The sequence below is a fragment of the Mycobacterium sp. 1245801.1 genome (genome assembly GCF_001673055.1).
GTDB classification, from domain to species: Bacteria; Actinomycetota; Actinomycetes; order Mycobacteriales; family Mycobacteriaceae; genus Mycobacterium; species Mycobacterium europaeum_A.
Map to the genome: position 1 here is coordinate 34,569 of NZ_LZKY01000273.1, position 15,682 is coordinate 50,250.

At 68.8% G+C, this 15,682-nt stretch carries 11 protein-coding genes and 1 pseudogene; 6 read left to right on the forward strand and 6 right to left on the reverse strand.

Annotated features, from left to right (window positions below):
- Window positions 1–8 precede the first annotated feature (8 nt).
- Window positions 9–1,256: an MFS transporter gene (locus tag A5622_RS17805; RefSeq protein ID WP_066880340.1), complete on the reverse strand. Its 1,248-nt coding sequence runs from the start codon at window positions 1,254–1,256 to the stop codon at window positions 9–11.
- Window positions 1,257–1,325: 69 nt separating this feature from the next.
- Between A5622_RS17805 and A5622_RS17810 the strand changes: the two genes are divergently transcribed.
- From A5622_RS17810 to A5622_RS17820, 3 genes are read left to right on the forward strand one after another with little or no spacing between them, the layout of a single operon-like run.
- Entirely contained in the window at window positions 1,326–2,153 is an 828-nt protein-coding gene (locus A5622_RS17810) for a uracil-DNA glycosylase (protein ID WP_066880342.1), read from the forward strand.
- Window positions 2,150–3,280, forward strand: a complete 1,131-nt coding sequence (locus tag A5622_RS17815; RefSeq protein ID WP_066863919.1) for an FAD-binding protein — start codon at window positions 2,150–2,152, stop codon at window positions 3,278–3,280. Before A5622_RS17810 ends, A5622_RS17815 begins: the two co-directional genes overlap by 4 nt.
- A 43-nt stretch (window positions 3,281–3,323) precedes the next feature.
- Entirely contained in the window at window positions 3,324–4,355 is a 1,032-nt protein-coding gene (locus tag A5622_RS17820) for an LLM class flavin-dependent oxidoreductase (protein ID WP_066880344.1), read from the forward strand.
- A gap of 18 nt (window positions 4,356–4,373) precedes the next feature.
- Here the strand turns inward: A5622_RS17820 and A5622_RS17825 are convergent, their stop codons facing one another.
- Window positions 4,374–8,243: a bifunctional diguanylate cyclase/phosphodiesterase gene (locus tag A5622_RS17825; protein WP_066880346.1), complete on the reverse strand. Its 3,870-nt coding sequence runs from the start codon at window positions 8,241–8,243 to the stop codon at window positions 4,374–4,376.
- A 199-nt stretch (window positions 8,244–8,442) separates the two neighbouring features.
- Complete coding sequence (locus tag A5622_RS17830) at window positions 8,443–8,877, reverse strand: HIT family protein (protein WP_066863937.1); 435 nt, start codon at window positions 8,875–8,877, stop codon at window positions 8,443–8,445.
- An 83-nt stretch (window positions 8,878–8,960) separates the two neighbouring features.
- Here A5622_RS17830 and A5622_RS17835 point away from each other — a divergent pair, with 83 nt between their 5' ends.
- On the forward strand, window positions 8,961–10,346 hold the full coding sequence (locus tag A5622_RS17835; protein WP_082972053.1) for an amidase: 1,386 nt from the start codon (window positions 8,961–8,963) through the stop codon (window positions 10,344–10,346).
- A gap of 36 nt (window positions 10,347–10,382) precedes the next feature.
- Here the strand turns inward: A5622_RS17835 and A5622_RS29255 are convergent.
- A pseudogene (locus A5622_RS29255) lies at window positions 10,383–10,452 on the reverse strand (DNA-deoxyinosine glycosylase); the annotation flags it as partial.
- A 32-nt stretch (window positions 10,453–10,484) separates the two neighbouring features.
- On the opposite strand from A5622_RS29255, the gene A5622_RS17840 reads away from it, so the two are divergent.
- Window positions 10,485–11,615 (forward strand): adenylate/guanylate cyclase domain-containing protein, encoded by a 1,131-nt coding sequence (locus A5622_RS17840; protein ID WP_156748906.1) that lies wholly within the window; start codon window positions 10,485–10,487, stop codon window positions 11,613–11,615.
- A gap of 334 nt (window positions 11,616–11,949) precedes the next feature.
- On the forward strand, window positions 11,950–12,531 hold the full coding sequence (locus A5622_RS17845) for a hypothetical protein (RefSeq protein WP_066863931.1): 582 nt from the start codon (window positions 11,950–11,952) through the stop codon (window positions 12,529–12,531).
- 16 nt (window positions 12,532–12,547) lie between these two features.
- Here A5622_RS17845 and A5622_RS17850 read toward each other — a convergent pair whose 3' ends face one another.
- Entirely contained in the window at window positions 12,548–14,413 is a 1,866-nt protein-coding gene (locus A5622_RS17850) for a serine/threonine-protein kinase PknH/PknJ (RefSeq protein ID WP_066880349.1), read from the reverse strand.
- Window positions 14,414–14,587: 174 nt separating this feature from the next.
- Window positions 14,588–15,682: BTAD domain-containing putative transcriptional regulator (locus tag A5622_RS17855; protein WP_082994622.1), on the reverse strand; the 1,095-nt coding region annotated here is incomplete at its 5' end.

Below are 15,682 nucleotides of genomic sequence, written 5' to 3' on the forward strand. Positions count from 1 at the left end.
AGCCCGTGTCACGGGCCGGGGTCCTCGGCGAACTCCGGCGCGCGGTCCAGTTCCCGCAGCGACGGCAGCCGGCAAGCGATGAGGCCGATCAGCAGGATCGGCACCGCCAGCGCCAGGAACGTGACCTTCAGCCCGGCGGCGTCGGCCAACGGGCCCGCGACCAGCAAGCCCAACGGTCCCGCGGCGTACGTCAAGCCCGACATCACCCCGACCACGCGACCGCGCAGCCGATGCGGCGCGCGGGTCTGCATGACGTAGTTGTAGATCGGTTGGATGGGGCCGTAGACCAGGCCGGTTACGCCGCACAACACCAGGATCACCGGCAATGGGGGCAGGAACGCGATGCCGGCCGTCGCGGCACCGAAGGTGAGGGTCGCGGTCAGCACCGCCGTGCGCCGCCGGGTGTATCTCGACACCACGGCGTAGCCGAGCGCGCCCACCACGCCGCCGACCCCGAGCGCCATCAGCGCCCACCCCAACTGGGCGGGTTGGTGCTGGTCGGCGAAATACTTTGGAAACAACACGCTTTCCATCGGCAGGTACAGCGCGGTGACGAACAAGTCGATCAAGCCTAGGGTGCGCAGCACGCGCAGGTTCCAGACGAACCGCATCCCTTCGGCGACGCCGGAAACCAGTCCCACCGGGCGGCTCGCCTCCTGTGGCCTTCCGGCGCCTTCCAGCCGCAGCCCCCCGATCGCCAGGAAGGACAAGCCGAAACAGCCCGCCGTGACCCACATCGTGTTGATGCCGCCCAGCGTGGCGATCATCAACCCGCCGATGCCGGGGCCCAGGATTAAGGCCAAGTTCAGGATCGCCTCGTAGCTGCTGTTGGTGCGGTCCAGGGACCAGCCCGCGCGGGCGGCCGCCTCAGGCAGCATCGACTGACGCGCCGTGGTCCCGGCGGGATCGAAGGCGGCCGCGCAGCAGGCCAACACAGCCAGCTCGGCGACGTTGATTGCTTCGGCGCCGAAGAACCAAGCGGTCAGCGGCACACCGATGACCGCCATGCCGGACAGGGAATCGGAGACCAGCGACACCCGGCGGCGTCCGAAGAAATCGACCGCGGTGCCGGCGATCAGCGTGGAGAGCACCAACGGCAGCGTCATGGCAGCGGCCACGATCGAGGCGTCTTTGGCGCTGTCGTGGTGCTGCAGTGCCAACCATGGGAAGGCCACGATCGAAATGCCGGTGCCCGTCGTTGCAAGCAGCGTCGCGAACAGGATCAGGGACGCCGGGCCGCGGCTCGTATGGCTCATGAATATCGCGGGAAATCTAACCGCAAACCGACGGCGCGAGCCACTGGATTTCGTGGTCACCCTGACGGAATGCAGGATGTTGATGTGCTCGCCCACCCACGTACCGGCCAGGAGTTCGGCTCACCGGTCGGTGCTGGCACCGGATGGCCGGGCGATCCGGCCACCCCGCAGACCCCCGTGGCGGGCGACGCCGCCGCGGTCGCCGAACTCGCCGAGCGCGCCGGCTCGATTCCCGAAATCGACGCTCTGGTCAGCGTCTGCCGGGCCTGCCCGCGGTTGGTCGACTGGCGCGAGGACGTCGCCGTCGTCAAGCGTCGGGCCTTTGCCGACCAACCGTATTGGGGGAGACCGGTGCCCAGCTGGGGGTCGGCGCGGCCCCGCTTGCTGATCGTCGGATTGGCGCCCGCCGCCCACGGCGCCAACCGGACGGGACGGATGTTCACCGGCGACCGCTCGGGCGACCAGTTGTACGCGGCGCTGTACCGGGCCGGGCTGGTGAACCAACCGACCAGCGTCGACGCCGCGGATGGCTTGCGGACCAAGCACATTCGCATCGTCGCGCCGGTGCGGTGCGCGCCTCCCGCCAACGCGCCGACGCCGCAGGAGCGCGACACCTGCTGGCCCTGGCTGCGGGCCGAATGGCGGTTGGTCTCCGCGGATGTTCGCGTGGTGGTGGCCCTGGGCGGATTCGGCTGGCAGATCGCGCTGCGGCTACCGGGCACCACGACCGGGCGAAAGCCCCGGTTCGGCCACGGCGTCGTCGCTGATCTCGCGCCCGGTGTACGACTGCTCGGCTGCTACCACCCAAGCCAGCAAAACATGTTCACCGGTAGGTTGACACCAGCAATGCTCGACGACGTCTTCCGTGACGCTAAGGAACTGGCAGGAATCAAGTGACCGACGTTCTGGTATCCGGCGCCAGCGTGGCTGGTGCGGCGGCCGCGTTTTGGCTTGGGCAGCATGGCTTTTCAGTCACCGTGGTGGAGCGCCATCGGGGGCCGCGGCCGGGCGGTCAGGCGATCGACGTGCGGGGGCCGGCGCTGACGGTGCTCGACCGGATGGGGCTGCTGGGCGCCGCCCAAAAGCGCAAGACGCAAATCCGGGGCTCGTCGGTCGTCGACCGTGACGGCAACGAGTTGTCCCGGGACACCGAGTCGACACCGACCGGTGGCGCCATCGACAGTCCCAATATCGAGCTGTTGCGCGACGATTTGGTCGAATTGCTTTACGGCGCAAGCCAATGGTCGGCCGAATACCTCTTCGACGACACCATCACCGCCCTGGACGACGACGGGACGGCGGTCCGCGTGACCTTCGAGCACGCCGCGCCGCGCAGTTTCGACCTCGTCATCGGCGCCGACGGATTGCACTCCAACGTGCGGCGTTTGGTCTTCGGGCCCGAAGACGACTTCATCGAGAGGCTGGGCACCCACGCGGCGATCTTCACCGTGCCCAATTTTCTGGACCTGGACTACTGGCAGATGTGGCACTACGGCGACTCCACCATGGCGGGGGTATACAGCGCGCGTAACAACGCCGAGGCGCGGGCCATGTTGGGCTTCATGGACACCGATCTGCGGATCGACTATCGCGACACCGAGGCCCAATTCGCCGAGCTTGCGCGGCGGATGGCCGACGACGGCTGGGTCCGTCCGCAACTGCTGGAGTACATGCGCAGCGCGCCGGACTTCTACTTCGACGAGATGTCGCAGATCAAGATGGATCGCTGGGCGCGGGGCCGGGTGGCGCTGGTCGGTGACGCCGGCTACTGCTGCTCGCCCCTGTCGGGCCAGGGCACCAGCGTCGCGCTGCTGGGTGCCTACATCTTGGCCGGCGAACTCAAGGCGGCCACCGAGGGCGAGACGCTCGACCATGCGGCCGGCTTCGCCAACTACCACCGCGAGTTCAGCGACTACGTCAAGCGCAACCAATGGCTGGTCGTGGACAACATTCCGGGCGGCGCGCCGATACCCCAGGAGGTGTTCGACCGCATCGTCGCCTCGATCACCCTCAAGGAGTACTGAACCGAGCGGGAACGTTTGCCGGCCCGCGCGCGTTGACGCCAACGTGCGTCTTTCCGTCCTTGATCTCATCCCGGTGCGCACCGACCAGACCACCGGCGACGCGCTGGCGGCCACCGTGCAACTGGCCCAGGCCGCGGATCGGCTGGGCTTCACCCGCTACTGGGTCGCCGAGCACCACAACATGCCGTCGGTGGGTGCCACCAGCCCACCGGTGGTGCTCGCCTACCTGGCCGCGCAGACCGCGCAGCTTCGGCTCGGCTCGGGTGGCGTGATGCTGCCCAACCACGCGCCGCTGGCGGTCGCCGAGCAGTTCGCGCTGCTGGAGGCCGCCGCCCCAGGGCGCATCGACCTCGGCATCGGCCGCGCACCCGGCTCCGATCCGGTGACGTCGTATGCGCTGCGCGGCGGTCGGGACGATCGTGACATCGAGAACTTCCCGGAGTATCTCGACGACGTGGCGGCGCTGATGAGCGCTCGCGGCGTGCGGGTTCCGCTGCGCTCGGGTGATTACACCCTCAAGGCCACCCCGGCCGCGGCGGGCGAACCGCGGCTATGGCTGTTGGGTTCGTCGATGTACTCGGCGCATCTGGCCGCCGCCAAGGGGTTGCCGTATGTGTTCGCACATCACTTCTCCGGCAACGGAACCGAAGAGGCGCTCGAGGTCTACCGTGCGCGATTCAAGCCCAGCGAGCTGACCGCCGAGCCGCTGACTTTCCTGACGGTGAACGCCGCCGTGGCCGAAACCCGCGAGGAGGCAACGGCTTTGATGTTGCCCAACCTGCAGATGATGGCCCGGTTGCGGACCGGGCAGCCGCTCGGGCCGGTGCCGCTGGTCGAGGAGGCCGCGGTCGCCCAGTTGACCGGCCAGCAGCAGCGGATCGTGGAGAGCGGGCTGCAGCGCGCCGTCCTGGGGGCGCCGGCGGAGGCCGCCGAGCAGATCCGGGCACTGGCCGACCGGTTCGGCGTCGACGAAGTCATGGTCAACCCGGTGGCATCGGCGCGCCGCGGCACCGATCCCAGCACCGGCCCGGCGCGGGTCGCGACGCTGGAACTGCTGGCCAAAGAGCTGTTCTGACACCGCCGGCGGTGACGCTCACCCGTTGGACTGGCTCGGGTGCGGATTGGGTGCGTGGTTGGCGATCCAGTCCCGCAGGTCATCCGGCGGCAACGGCGGGGTGTGCACGAAGCCCTGGGTGATGGTGCAGCCATACCGGCGCAGGGCGTTCAGGGTGGCCTCGTTCTCGACCCCCTCGGCCACCAGGTCGGCGCCCAGATTGGACGCCAGCGCCACCGTCGAGCGCACGATGGCCACCGACCGCGCGTCGTGGGCCAAGCGCGCCACGAAAATCCGGTCGAGCTTCAGCTCGTCGACCGAAACCTCTTGCAGCCGAGCCAGAGACGACCAGCCGGTGCCGTAATCGTCGAGCGAGATCCGGATTCCCAGGCTCTGCAGCGCGGCGACGGTGTTGCGGGAACGCACCGAGTCCACCAGCGCGCTCTCGGTGATCTCGAGGATCAACGCCTCGGCGGGCAGGTCGTAATTGGCGAGCAGCCGCTCGACGGTGCCGACGAGTTCGATGTCCAGCAGGTTGGTCGTCGACAGGTTCACCGCGACGGTGAGCGGCATGCCCTGCTCGCGCCAGGAGCGGACCTGCGCGAGAGCCATGCTCAGCGTGCGGTTGGAGATCTTGCGCATCAGCCCGGCGCGTTCGGCGACGGACAGAAACTCCTCCGGCAGCAGTGTCCCGCGGGTGGGGTGCTGCCAACGCAGCACCGCTTCGACGCTGTGGACGCTGCCGTCGCGGCCGTCGATCTTGGGTTGGTAATGCAATTGCAGCTCGTCGGTATCGAACAACGCCGTGCGTAATTCCTCGATCAGGCTGGGGTCGTTGTCGCGATACGCCTCGAACGAGGAGTCGTAGACCGCGATCTTGCTGCGGGCGGATTTGGCGTGCGCCATGGTGATTTCGGCGCGGCTGAGCAGCTCCTCGGGGGAGTCGCAGTGGTCCGGGCACAGCGCGATGGCGATGCGGGCGTCCACCTGCACGGTGATCGGGTCCAAAGCGATTGGCTCGCTGAGGGCTTCGAGCAGGCGACCCGCCGACGCGCTGGCGGCGGTGAGGTTGGCCCCATCCGACAGCAGCACGGCGAACTGGTCTTCCCCCACCCGCGCGAGCAGATCGTCACGACGGACGCAGCCGGCCAACCGGTTTGCGATGTGGCACAGCAGCTCGTCGCCGAACTGTCTACCGATGGAGTCGGTGATCTCGTGGAAATCGCTCAGGCTCAACAACAACAGCGCCCGGCGCGCGTGCGCCCGGGTCGGCATCGACGGGCTGTCCGGTGGCGGCGAAGCGGGCAACCCGGTCAGGGCCGTCGCCAGTGAGCGCCGGTTGGGCAGCGCCGTCAACTCGTCGGTCATGGCGAGTTTGTCGTTGGTCTCCAGCAGGCTGGCGTCCCGGAAGGTCAGCGCGAACCGCCCGGCCGCCACGACCAGGCTCAGCGCCGCCAGCGTCGCCGCGAGCCGCGAATGGTGGGCCAGGACGATCACGGCCAACGCGACCACGGCCGATGCCACCGGAGTGGCGTAGGGCGCAATCCGGCCTCGCGATGGCGGCGTGATCGACGACGATCTGGCCCAGCTCGCCATGGCGATCAGTAATGACGACGCGGCCCAGCAGGCATCCAGCAGGGATCCGCTCCGATACAAGCCGGCCGACGTCTCGAACAGATACGCCGCGTCCGCGAACGCAAACAGGACCAATCCGGCCACCAGCAGCGCCCAGCGAATCTCGTTGCGCCAGCCCAGGATCGGCAACATGCCGGCGGCCAGCGCGAGCAGCACCATATCGCTCCACGGATAGGCGATGCCCACCCACACCGTCGCCGGTGCGCGCACCGCGGCCGCCCCGATCGGACCCGCGGTCAGCGCCGCGGCCACCGCCGCCAACGTCAGTGCGCAGATGAGCGAGTCGAGCTGAACCGGGATCGGCAGCCGCTTGAGCCGTGCCCGCATGAGCAACAGCAGCCCGGCGTAGATGAAGGGGTAGTACGCGAGATACTCCGGATCGGCCACCGACGGGGATCGGCCGCTGGGCACCCACAGGGCATAGACGACGTCGCCCACGGCCGAGCACGCCATACCGGCGGCGATCAGCGCCCAGGCCAACCGGTCGGCCGGAACCCGGTACGCGCGTAGGGCGATCAGTCCGGCCGCCACCACGGTCAGCGCCGTGTACAGGGCGGCGGCGGAGAGGATGCCGTGCCCGGCATTGGGGCGGACAACGCTGGACACGGCGAAGGCGACCACCCCGATCGCCAGCAGCACCAGGGCGGTCCGGACGTCTCGTGGGGGCCAGCGGACGGCGTCGGGCGCATCCTCGGGCTGGGCCGCTGTGGCGTTCGCGACCTCGGAGGTGGTTCGGGACTCCGGCGGTGCCTGGCCGTCACCGCCAAGAGCGCGGGCCGCCACCGAGGGTCTGGTCGAACCCGGCGCCGGCGGAAACGCATACGGCAGCGGCAGGTCGGGCATGAAGCTGCGAATGCATTGTCCCCCTTCGCGTTTGGCGGCGTACATGGCCAAGTCCGCGTGGCGCAGCAGCTGATCGACCGTGCAGTTCGTCGCGCCGGTGGCCACCGTGAATCCGATGCTCGGCCGCACCGTGATCGGAATGCCCTCGATCAGGATGGCGCCGGTGAAGGCGTCGAGAATCCGATGCGCGGCCGCCTGCGATTCCTCGACGGAGGCTTCGATGACCGCCGCGAATTCGTCGCCGCCGAGCCGGGCGATGGTGCCCTGTTCCCCCAGCGCCGCGGTGAGCCGGCCGGCGACCCGGACCAGGAGTTCGTCCCCGGCCGGATGGCCCAGGGCGTCATTGACCGCCTTGAAGTTGTCGAGGTCCAGACACAACACCGCGATCGGGGTGCCGTCGGGGCGTCGCCGCGCGACGGCCTGGTCCAGTCGGTGCAGGAAAAGCGCCCGGTTGGCCAGGCCGGTCAGGTTGTCGCGGAAGGCCTCCCGCGCGACCTCCGACAGCAGATTCTGGTTCTCGACGAGGACGACGAACTGCCGCGCCAAGACGGCGGCCACCAGGATGCCGAGCGCGGCCAGCATCGGTTCGTGCATCGCGTTGCCCGCCGCATGTCCCCAGCCCACGGTTGCCGCCAGGATCAGCGGCAGGTAGGGCAGCCACAGGCGGGTGCGGAACTCGATCTCGTCCGGCGATGCCGGCGTGGGGTGCTCGTGCACGACGGCCGTTGCGCCCAGCGCCAGCATCGCCAGGCCGGCCACCCGTATCACGTCACCGACATCGCCGGTGTGATAGCTGCCGATGCCGGTGTAGAAGACCAGCATCATGTCGGCGACGCTGATCGTCGCGACGCCGGCGGCGACCAGGCTCCGGCTGGGCCGGTCGCCGGGGCGCGCCCGGGACAGCATCAGGATCGCCGTCGTCAGCAAGACGATGTCGTTGAAGATCTCCGCGAATGTCGCCAGCCGGGTGCCCGTCCGCTCCTGCAGCTGCGCTTCGACCACGAACACCCAGGAGATGACGAACAGCGAGGTCGCCACGATAAGACCGTCGAGCAGCAGCCGCCGGGGGCTGTTGCGGGATAGCTGGGACAGCAGCATCAGCGACACCATGGCGCCGACCGGCCATAGCAGCAGCACGATCTCGGAGGCCGCCGGGTGGGCGGCGTGTTCGACCTCCGGTCGCACGTCGTAGACCGCCCAGATGGTCTCGCCCACCGCCCAGCCGAGCAGGGCCGTTACCAGCGCCAGCCAGCCGTAACGCTGCCGTCCGGACGTGCGACGGGCCGCGCGACCGGCCAATGCCGCGGCGACAACCAGACACACCGCGATGACGAACTCGTTGACCGGCCGAGTCCCGTAGGGGCCGTGCCAGCCCCGCACCGACGACAGCAACAGCAGCAATTCGGCGACGCCGTATGCGGCGGCGAGCATCCAGCCGGCGCGGGGGGGCACCCCCGACCGCCGCCACGGACTTACCGCCCAGCGTTGCATCACCGCTCCAGCCGATCCCCTGCTGTGTGGCGAAGAATGAACAACTTCACCACGCGTTACTGGGCATTAAACCGCTGCTGATGTTCGCCAAGTGCGGCTTTTGCCAGGTTGGGGCGGGGTGCGGCCGTCGCCGTTGGGCTCAATCGGCCTGACTTGCATCGATGCGGGCCAGCGCGTTGCGCAGAATCTGGCCGGTGGCGTCCCGGTCGGGGTCGCGGCGCAGCAGCATTCCCTTGGCCACCGACAGCTTGTCGCCGTTGCGGCGGGGCAGAACGTGCAGGTGGATGTGGAACACGGTCTGGAAAGCGGCGCGGCCGTCGTTGACAGCGATGTTGGTGGCGTCGGCCAGTTCGGTGGTCCGCGCGGCCCGGGCGATGCGTTGGCCCAGGGTGACCATCCCGGCCAGGGTCTCCGGCGCGGTGTCGGTGAGATCGACGCTGTGCCGTTTGGGCAGCACCAGCGTGTGGCCGCGGGTGAATGGGCGGATGTCGAGGATGGCCAGGTAGTCGTCGTCTTCGTAGATCCGGATGGCCGGGGCTTCGCCGGCGACGATCGCACAGAACACGCAGGACATGTCGCCCACGGTACTGGCTGCTTCGCCATGGCCACGCCGAGACCATCCGGGGCCTGCCTCGAATCGCGGGATACGCTGCCGCGGTGAACGATCTCGCGTTCGCCGGCGCGGCGGCACAAGCGCGCATGCTGGCCGACGGTGAACTGACCGCGCCGGAGTTGCTCGAGGTCTACCTGGAGCGGATAGCGCGGCTGGACAGCCAGCTGCGGTGCTACCGCGTGGTGCTCGCCGATCAAGCTCGTTACGAGGCCGCCGCGGCGCAGGAGCGTCTGGACGCGGGCGAGCGGCTGCCGTTGCTCGGCGTGCCGGTCGCGATCAAAGACGACGTCGACGTCGCCGGGCAGGTGACGACGTTCGGCAGCGGCGGACACCGGCCCGCTGTCACCTCCGACGCGGAGGTGGTGCGCCGGCTGCGCGCCGCGGGTGCGGTGATCATCGGCAAGACCAATGTGCCCGAGCTGATGATGCTGCCCTACACCGAGTCGATGACCTTCGGCGCCACCCGCAACCCGTGGAACCCCACCCGCACCCCGGGCGGCAGTAGCGGGGGAAGCGCCGCCGCGGTCGCCGCCGGGTTGGCGTCGCTGGCCTTGGGATCCGACGGGGGCGGCTCGATTCGCATCCCGGCGACGTGGTGCGGGCTGTTCGGCTTGAAGCCGCAGCGCGACCGGGTGTCGTTGGAACCGCACGACGATGCCTGGTACGGGCTGAGCGTCAACGGCCCGATCGCGCGCACGGTGCTGGACGCGGCGGTGTTCCTGGATGCGACGTCGACGGTGGCCGGTCCCGAAGGGGAGTTCGTGACGGCGGCGGGCCGCAGCCCCGGCCGGTTGCGAATTGCGTTGAGCACCAAGGTGCCAACCCCGTTGCCGGTCCGGGTGGGCAAGGCGGAGCTGACGGCGGTCGAGCAGGCCGGTGCGCTGCTGCGCGACCTGGGCCATGACGTCATCAGGGCCGATCCCGAGTATCCGGCCTCGGCGATGTTTGCCAACTATCTGCCTCGGTATCTGCGCGGTATCTGCGACGACGCGGACGCGCTGGCCCATCCGGAACGCCTGGAGGCGCGCACCCGCAACATCGCCCGCCTCGGTTCGTTCTTTTCGGACCGGCGGATGGAGGCGATCCGGGCCAACGAGGATGGCGTGGTCTCGCGGATCCAGGCGATCTTCGACGACGTCGACGTCGTCGTCACGCCCGGCACGGCGACGGGCCCGTCGCGCATCGGCGCCTATCAACGCCGCGGCGCGGTGTCGACGCTGCTGAGGGTCGGTCGATACGTTCCCTACCAACAGGTTTGGAACCTGACCGGGCAGCCCGCAGCGGTGGTGCCGTGGGACCTCGATGGCGACCGCCTGCCGTTGTCGGTCCAACTCGTCGGCAGGCCATACGACGAGGCGACGCTGCTGTCGCTGTCGGCGCAGATCGAAGCCGCCCGACCGTGGGCCCTGCGGCGACCGCCGGTGTCATAGCCGCCGCGCCGATTGGCCTAGTACTGCCGGCCACCAAACCCAGGATCAGTGTCCGGGCTCGCTCATCGACGACCGGCGGGAATCCCCGCAGCGGCGGTGTGTTCATCACCCCACATCCTGGCTGGCCCGCGTTGTAGGTTGACGAACGTGCAGGACGGGGCCGACCAGAACATCGACGATTTGCTCGAGGGGCTCGAGGGAACCGCGCGCACCGAGCGCGCCGAATTGGTGCGGTGGCTGCTCGAGCAGGGCATCACCACCGAGGAGATCCGCACCACCAATCCGCCCCTGCTGCTGGCCACCCGCCATCTGATCGGCGATGACGGCACCTACGTGTCCACCCGGGAGATCAGCGAGACCCACGGCATCGACCTGGGGCTGTTGCAGCGCGTGCAGCGCGCGATCGGCCTGGTTCGCGTGGACGACCCCGACGCGGTCGTTCACATGCGCGCCGACGGCGAAGCCGCCGCCTTCGCCCAGCGATTCGTCGAGCTGGGGCTGGATCCCGAGCAGGTGGTTCTCGTGGTTCGGGTACTGGCCGAAGGCCTGTCGCGGGCCGCCGAAGTCATGCGCTACACGGCGCTCTCGGCGATCATGCGGCCGGGTAACAGCGAGCTCGAAATCGCCAAGGCGTCAAAGGCTTTGGTGGGACAGATCGCGCCCATGCTCGGCCCGATGATCGAGCACATGTTGTTCATGCAGCTGCGCCACATGATGGAAACCGAGGCGATCAACGCCGCGGAGCGGGCCGCCGGCGAGCCGCTGCCCGGGGCGCGCCAGATCACCGTTGCCTTCGCGGATCTGGTCGGCTTCACCCGGATCGGTGAGGCGGTGTCGCCCGAGGAACTGGGACATCTGGCCAACCGGCTGGCCATCCTCGCCCGGGACATGACGGTGCCGCCGGTGCGGTTCATCAAGACCATCGGTGACGCGGTCATGTTCGTCTGCCCTGATCCGCTGCCGCTGCTCGACGTCATCGTCAAGCTCGTCGAGGCCGTCGACACCGACAACGACTTCCCCCGGCTGCGGGCCGGGGTGGCCTCCGGCATGGCGGTCAGCCGGGCCGGCGACTGGTTCGGCAGCCCGGTCAACGTGGCGAGCCGCGTCACCAACGTGGCGCGCCCGGGCACGGTCCTGGTCGCGGATTCGGTGTGGGACGTCATCGGCGACAGCGGTGAGTTCTCCGGTTCATTCGCCGGCGCCCGGCGCCTCAAGGGCATCAAGAACGAGGTGAAGCTCTTCCGCGTGCGGCGCGGCGACGGCGACTGACGGGCCCGCGCTGCCCGGGCGAGAAAGGTGCCCGACGCATGGGCAGGCCCGGTGCGACTCTAGGGGGCGTTTGACGACGTCTTATGCGTGTCCTACGCGGCCGGATTCCTACCCCGTGTTCCAGCGCTTCGAATTGGTCGCTTCCCGGGCCTGCTTCGCTAACCAAAATACGCCGACCAACAGCGCGGATCAACGGTTTTCCGGGGCGGTCCGCGTCGTGGAGAACCGCTTGCGACGGCGTGGCGACACCCGCCCACACGTCCGCGCCGGTGGGTCGTTTCGCTGCCGGTGAAAGGCGGTTCCCTAACAGGTGTAACGGTGTAATTATGTAATCATGAAAGCCCATCACACACAAAGGCGGTACGGCCGCCCCGGCGGCTGGCAGCAAGCCCAGCAACCCGACGCCAGCGACGCCGCGGAGTGGTTCGCCGGACGTCTCCCGGAAAGCTGGTTCGACGGCGACCCCACGGTGGTCGTCGACCGCGAAGAGATCACCGTCATCGGCAAGCTCCCGGACCCAGACAGCGCGGAAGGCGAAGCGAGCGAGGCTCGCGCGGCCGGACGGGCGTCGCGGTTCCGCGAGGACACCCGCTCGGAGCGCATGCGCATCGCCGACGAAGCGCAGGATCGCTACGGCCGCAAGGTCTCCTGGGGTGTCGAGGTCGCTTCCACGGCCGGCGCCGAGCGAATCCTGTTCACCCACATCGCCGTACCGGTCATGACGCGGCTGAAGCAACCCGAACGCCAGGTGCTCGACACGCTGGTGGACGCCGGCGTCGCCCGGTCCCGCGCCGACGCTCTGGCCTGGTCGGTCAAGCTGGTCGGCGAGCACGCCGAAGAGTGGCTGGCCAAACTGCGCGGCGCCATGTCGGCCGTCGACGACCTACGCGCGCAGGGCCCCGATCTGCAGTCCTGACAAGGCCGGTAGCGCCTCAGCCCTCGGGCTTCTCGCTGTCGATCTTGGCGACGATCTTGTCGGCGATCTGGGCGCCCTGATCGCTGATGTGGTACCCGCAGGCGTTGATGTCGACGACCACGTTGTTGGCCACGCTGAGCGCTCGCTGGCACTCCCAGCCGTCGGCGCCCTCCTGGGTGTCCATCAGCGTGATCTTCGGTGGACTGCCCTGAAGTTGGGCGAACGTCCACCGATAGGTCTTGCTCTTGTTGGTGACGGTCACCGTCTTGCCGGCGCAGCCTTTCCACTTGTCCGCGGAGGTCTGCACGAAACTCTTGGCCTTGTCGGCGGAGGGAAACAGCACCACGGCCTGGTTGACCCAGTGGTCGTAGTTGTCGCCCGCCTCTGAGGACACCAGGCCGCTGACCGCCGAGTAGCCGGTGCCCGCATAGACCGGGTCCTGCGTGGTGTACAGCGCCCCCTGGCAATCGGGCGCGGAGACCGTCACCGAGGAGCTGTCCGTCGACGTGATGGGTTTGCCCGGCTGCATCGACGACGAGCCCATCACACCGTTGATGTCGGCCGGGCCGAGCAGCAGGCCGCTGAGGCGTTCGGGGCCCAGCGGGGCGGCCTGCGGTGGTTCCGGCTTGGGGCGAACGACAAGCCAGATGCCGACCCCGGTCGCGATCACGACGAGCACCACGGCGACGGCCGCGATGATCGGCCAGATCGAGCGGTGCGGTTTGGGCGGGGGCTGACCCCAGGGCGTCGAACTGGTGAACTGGGGCGGCGCGCCCCAGTTGGCATTGGTGCCTTGGTAATACGGCTGACCGGCCGCCGGGATCGGCCCGCTGGTCGGGGTCCACGCCTGACCGCCGTGCGCCGGTATCGGACCGGAACTGGGGGCCGACGGCGGGTCGAACGGCGACGGCGGCGGGGTGTTGAACGTCGGCCCGAACGGCTGCGGGGGCGCCGCGGCGGCGTGGGCTCCCGCGCCGGGGTAGTCGGCGGCGGGCAGTGCGGCTTCTTGGCTGCGGCGCAAGATGGTGGCGGCGCGGTCCTGGTCGGGGTTGCTCAACGCTTCCTTGGCGGCCAGGGCCAGATCACCCGCGCTGGCGTAGCGATCCTCCGGCTTCTTGGCCATGCCGCGGGCGATCACCACATCGAAGGCCTTCGGGACCCCTGGGCGCTGCGCGCTGGGCGCGGGGATGGGGTCCATCATGTGAGCGGAGACCAGCACCCCGGCGCTGTCGGCGCGGTAGGGCGGCGTCCCGGTCAGGCACTCGAACAGCACGCAGGCCAGCGCGTAGATGTCGGCGCGATAGGTGACTTCCGCGTCCGAAAACCGTTCTGGCGCCATGTATTTCCAGGTGCCGACCGCGGTGCCGAGCTGCGTCAGCTTCTCGTCGGTGGTGGCGCTGGCGATGCCGAAGTCGACCAGGTAGGCGAAGTCGTCACGGGTGATGAGAATGTTTTGCGGTTTGATGTCGCGGTGCATCACGCCGGCGGCGTGCGCGGCATCGAGCGCCGACGCGATCTGGGTGATGATGGCGACCGCGCGCGGTGGAGTCAGCGGGCCGAAGCGTTTGAGCACGCTGTCCAGGTCGGTGCCCTCGACCAAACGCATCTCGAGGAACATCTGGCCGTCGATTTCGCCGTAGTCGTGCACCGGCACCACGTGCGGTTCCTGCAAACGACCGGCGGTGCGGGCTTCGCGTTTCAACCGCTCGCGAAACACCGGGTCCCGGCTGAAGCTTTCGGACAGGAGTTTGACCGCGACCGTCCACTCTTTGACGGTGTGTTCGGCCTCGTAGACCTCACCCATCCCACCGCGGCCCAGCAGCCGCTTTAGGTGGTAGGGGCCGAACATCGACCCCGCCCGTGAGGACTGCTCGTCACTCATTCCTCATCCTTCCAACCCAACCCCTAGCCTGCCGGTCTCTTTCGAGACTTTGCGGGCAGACACACGATCGCAACCCGTGACTGAGCAATCATGACGGTAAGCGCGCAGGCGTCCCACCGCACGATAACGGGAACAATCGCCGCGCGTGTCAGCGCGGGTCGGCTCGCCGTGCTCTCAGGCCTCGTCTTCGTGGTCAGCGGCGACCTGGAAGGTGAATTCGTGGTCGCAGATCCGCACGCGGTCGCCGTCCCGCAGGGTGGCTGCGGAACGGATCCGTTGCTCCCGCACGTGCACGCCGTTCGAGGACCGCAGGTCGTCGATGATGTAACCGTTTCCGGTGTCGACGATGACGGCATGATGCCGGCTGACCTTGGGGGAGTCGAGCACGATGTCGTTGTCGCCAAGCCGCCCAATGGTTGTCGATCCCCGCAGCGGATAACTGCGTCCGGACACCTCGTGCAGATAAGCGGCCACCTTGTCGTCGGTCGGGTAGTGCTCAAGCACGGTGATCGCGACCGCCGCGGTCGTCATGGCGTTCTTCTTCACGTCCAGCGGCTCTTGGCGCAGGATCTGGTCGTTGAGGGCGCGCAGGTTCTGGCCGGGGTCGATCCCGAGGTCATCGGCCAGCGATTTCTGCACGCGCCGATAGGCCGCCAACGCGTCGGATTGGCGGTCGGCGAGGTAGTAGGCGGTCATCAATTGGGCCCACAGCTGCTCGCGGTAAGGATGCTCGGCCGTCAGGGCTTCCAGTTCGGTGATCACGGTAAAGGCGCGTCCGCAGGCAATTTCGGCCTCGGCCTGCGCGGTGTGAGCCAGGATCTTCTCCTCGACCAGCGACGCGGTGAAGGCGTCGACGAAGCGAAGGCCGTCCAGGTCCTCGAGCACCGGGCCGCGCCATTCGGCCAGGGCGGCCGACAGGTGCTGACTGGCCTGCTCGAACCGGCCGGCGGCCGCCGCCTGCACGCCGGCGGTCTTCTCGGCGATGAACCGGCCCAGATCGCAACGGTCGTTGGCGACGTTGAGCCGGTAACCCGGCGGTGCCGCGACCAGCACCGTGCGCGGGTCGATGCCGGCACCGGTCAGCAACTTTCGCAGGTTGGACACGTAGGAGTGGATGCTGGCCCGCGCCCCCGACGGTGGCGACTCGTCCCACAGGGCGGTGATGAGCCGGTCGACGCCGACCGGGTTGTTGCGGTTCATCAGCAGCATCGCCAGCACCGCCCGCTGTTTGGGTGTGCCCAGCGGCACCAGGGTGCCGTCGACGCTCAT

Coding starts and splice junctions, on each gene's coding strand:
- A5622_RS17805 (WP_066880340.1), bottom strand. CDS start 1,256: ATGAGCCATACGAGCCGCGGCCCGGCGTCCCTGATCCTGTTCGCGACG.
- A5622_RS17810 (WP_066880342.1), top strand. CDS start 1,326: ATGCAGGATGTTGATGTGCTCGCCCACCCACGTACCGGCCAGGAGTTC.
- A5622_RS17825 (WP_066880346.1), bottom strand. CDS start 8,243: ATGCTCGCCGCCGCATACGGCGTCGCCGAATTGCTGCTGTTGCTGTCG.
- A5622_RS17830 (WP_066863937.1), bottom strand. CDS start 8,877: ATGTCCTGCGTGTTCTGTGCGATCGTCGCCGGCGAAGCCCCGGCCATC.
- A5622_RS17845 (WP_066863931.1), top strand. CDS start 11,950: ATGAAAGCCCATCACACACAAAGGCGGTACGGCCGCCCCGGCGGCTGG.
- A5622_RS17850 (WP_066880349.1), bottom strand. CDS start 14,413: ATGAGTGACGAGCAGTCCTCACGGGCGGGGTCGATGTTCGGCCCCTAC.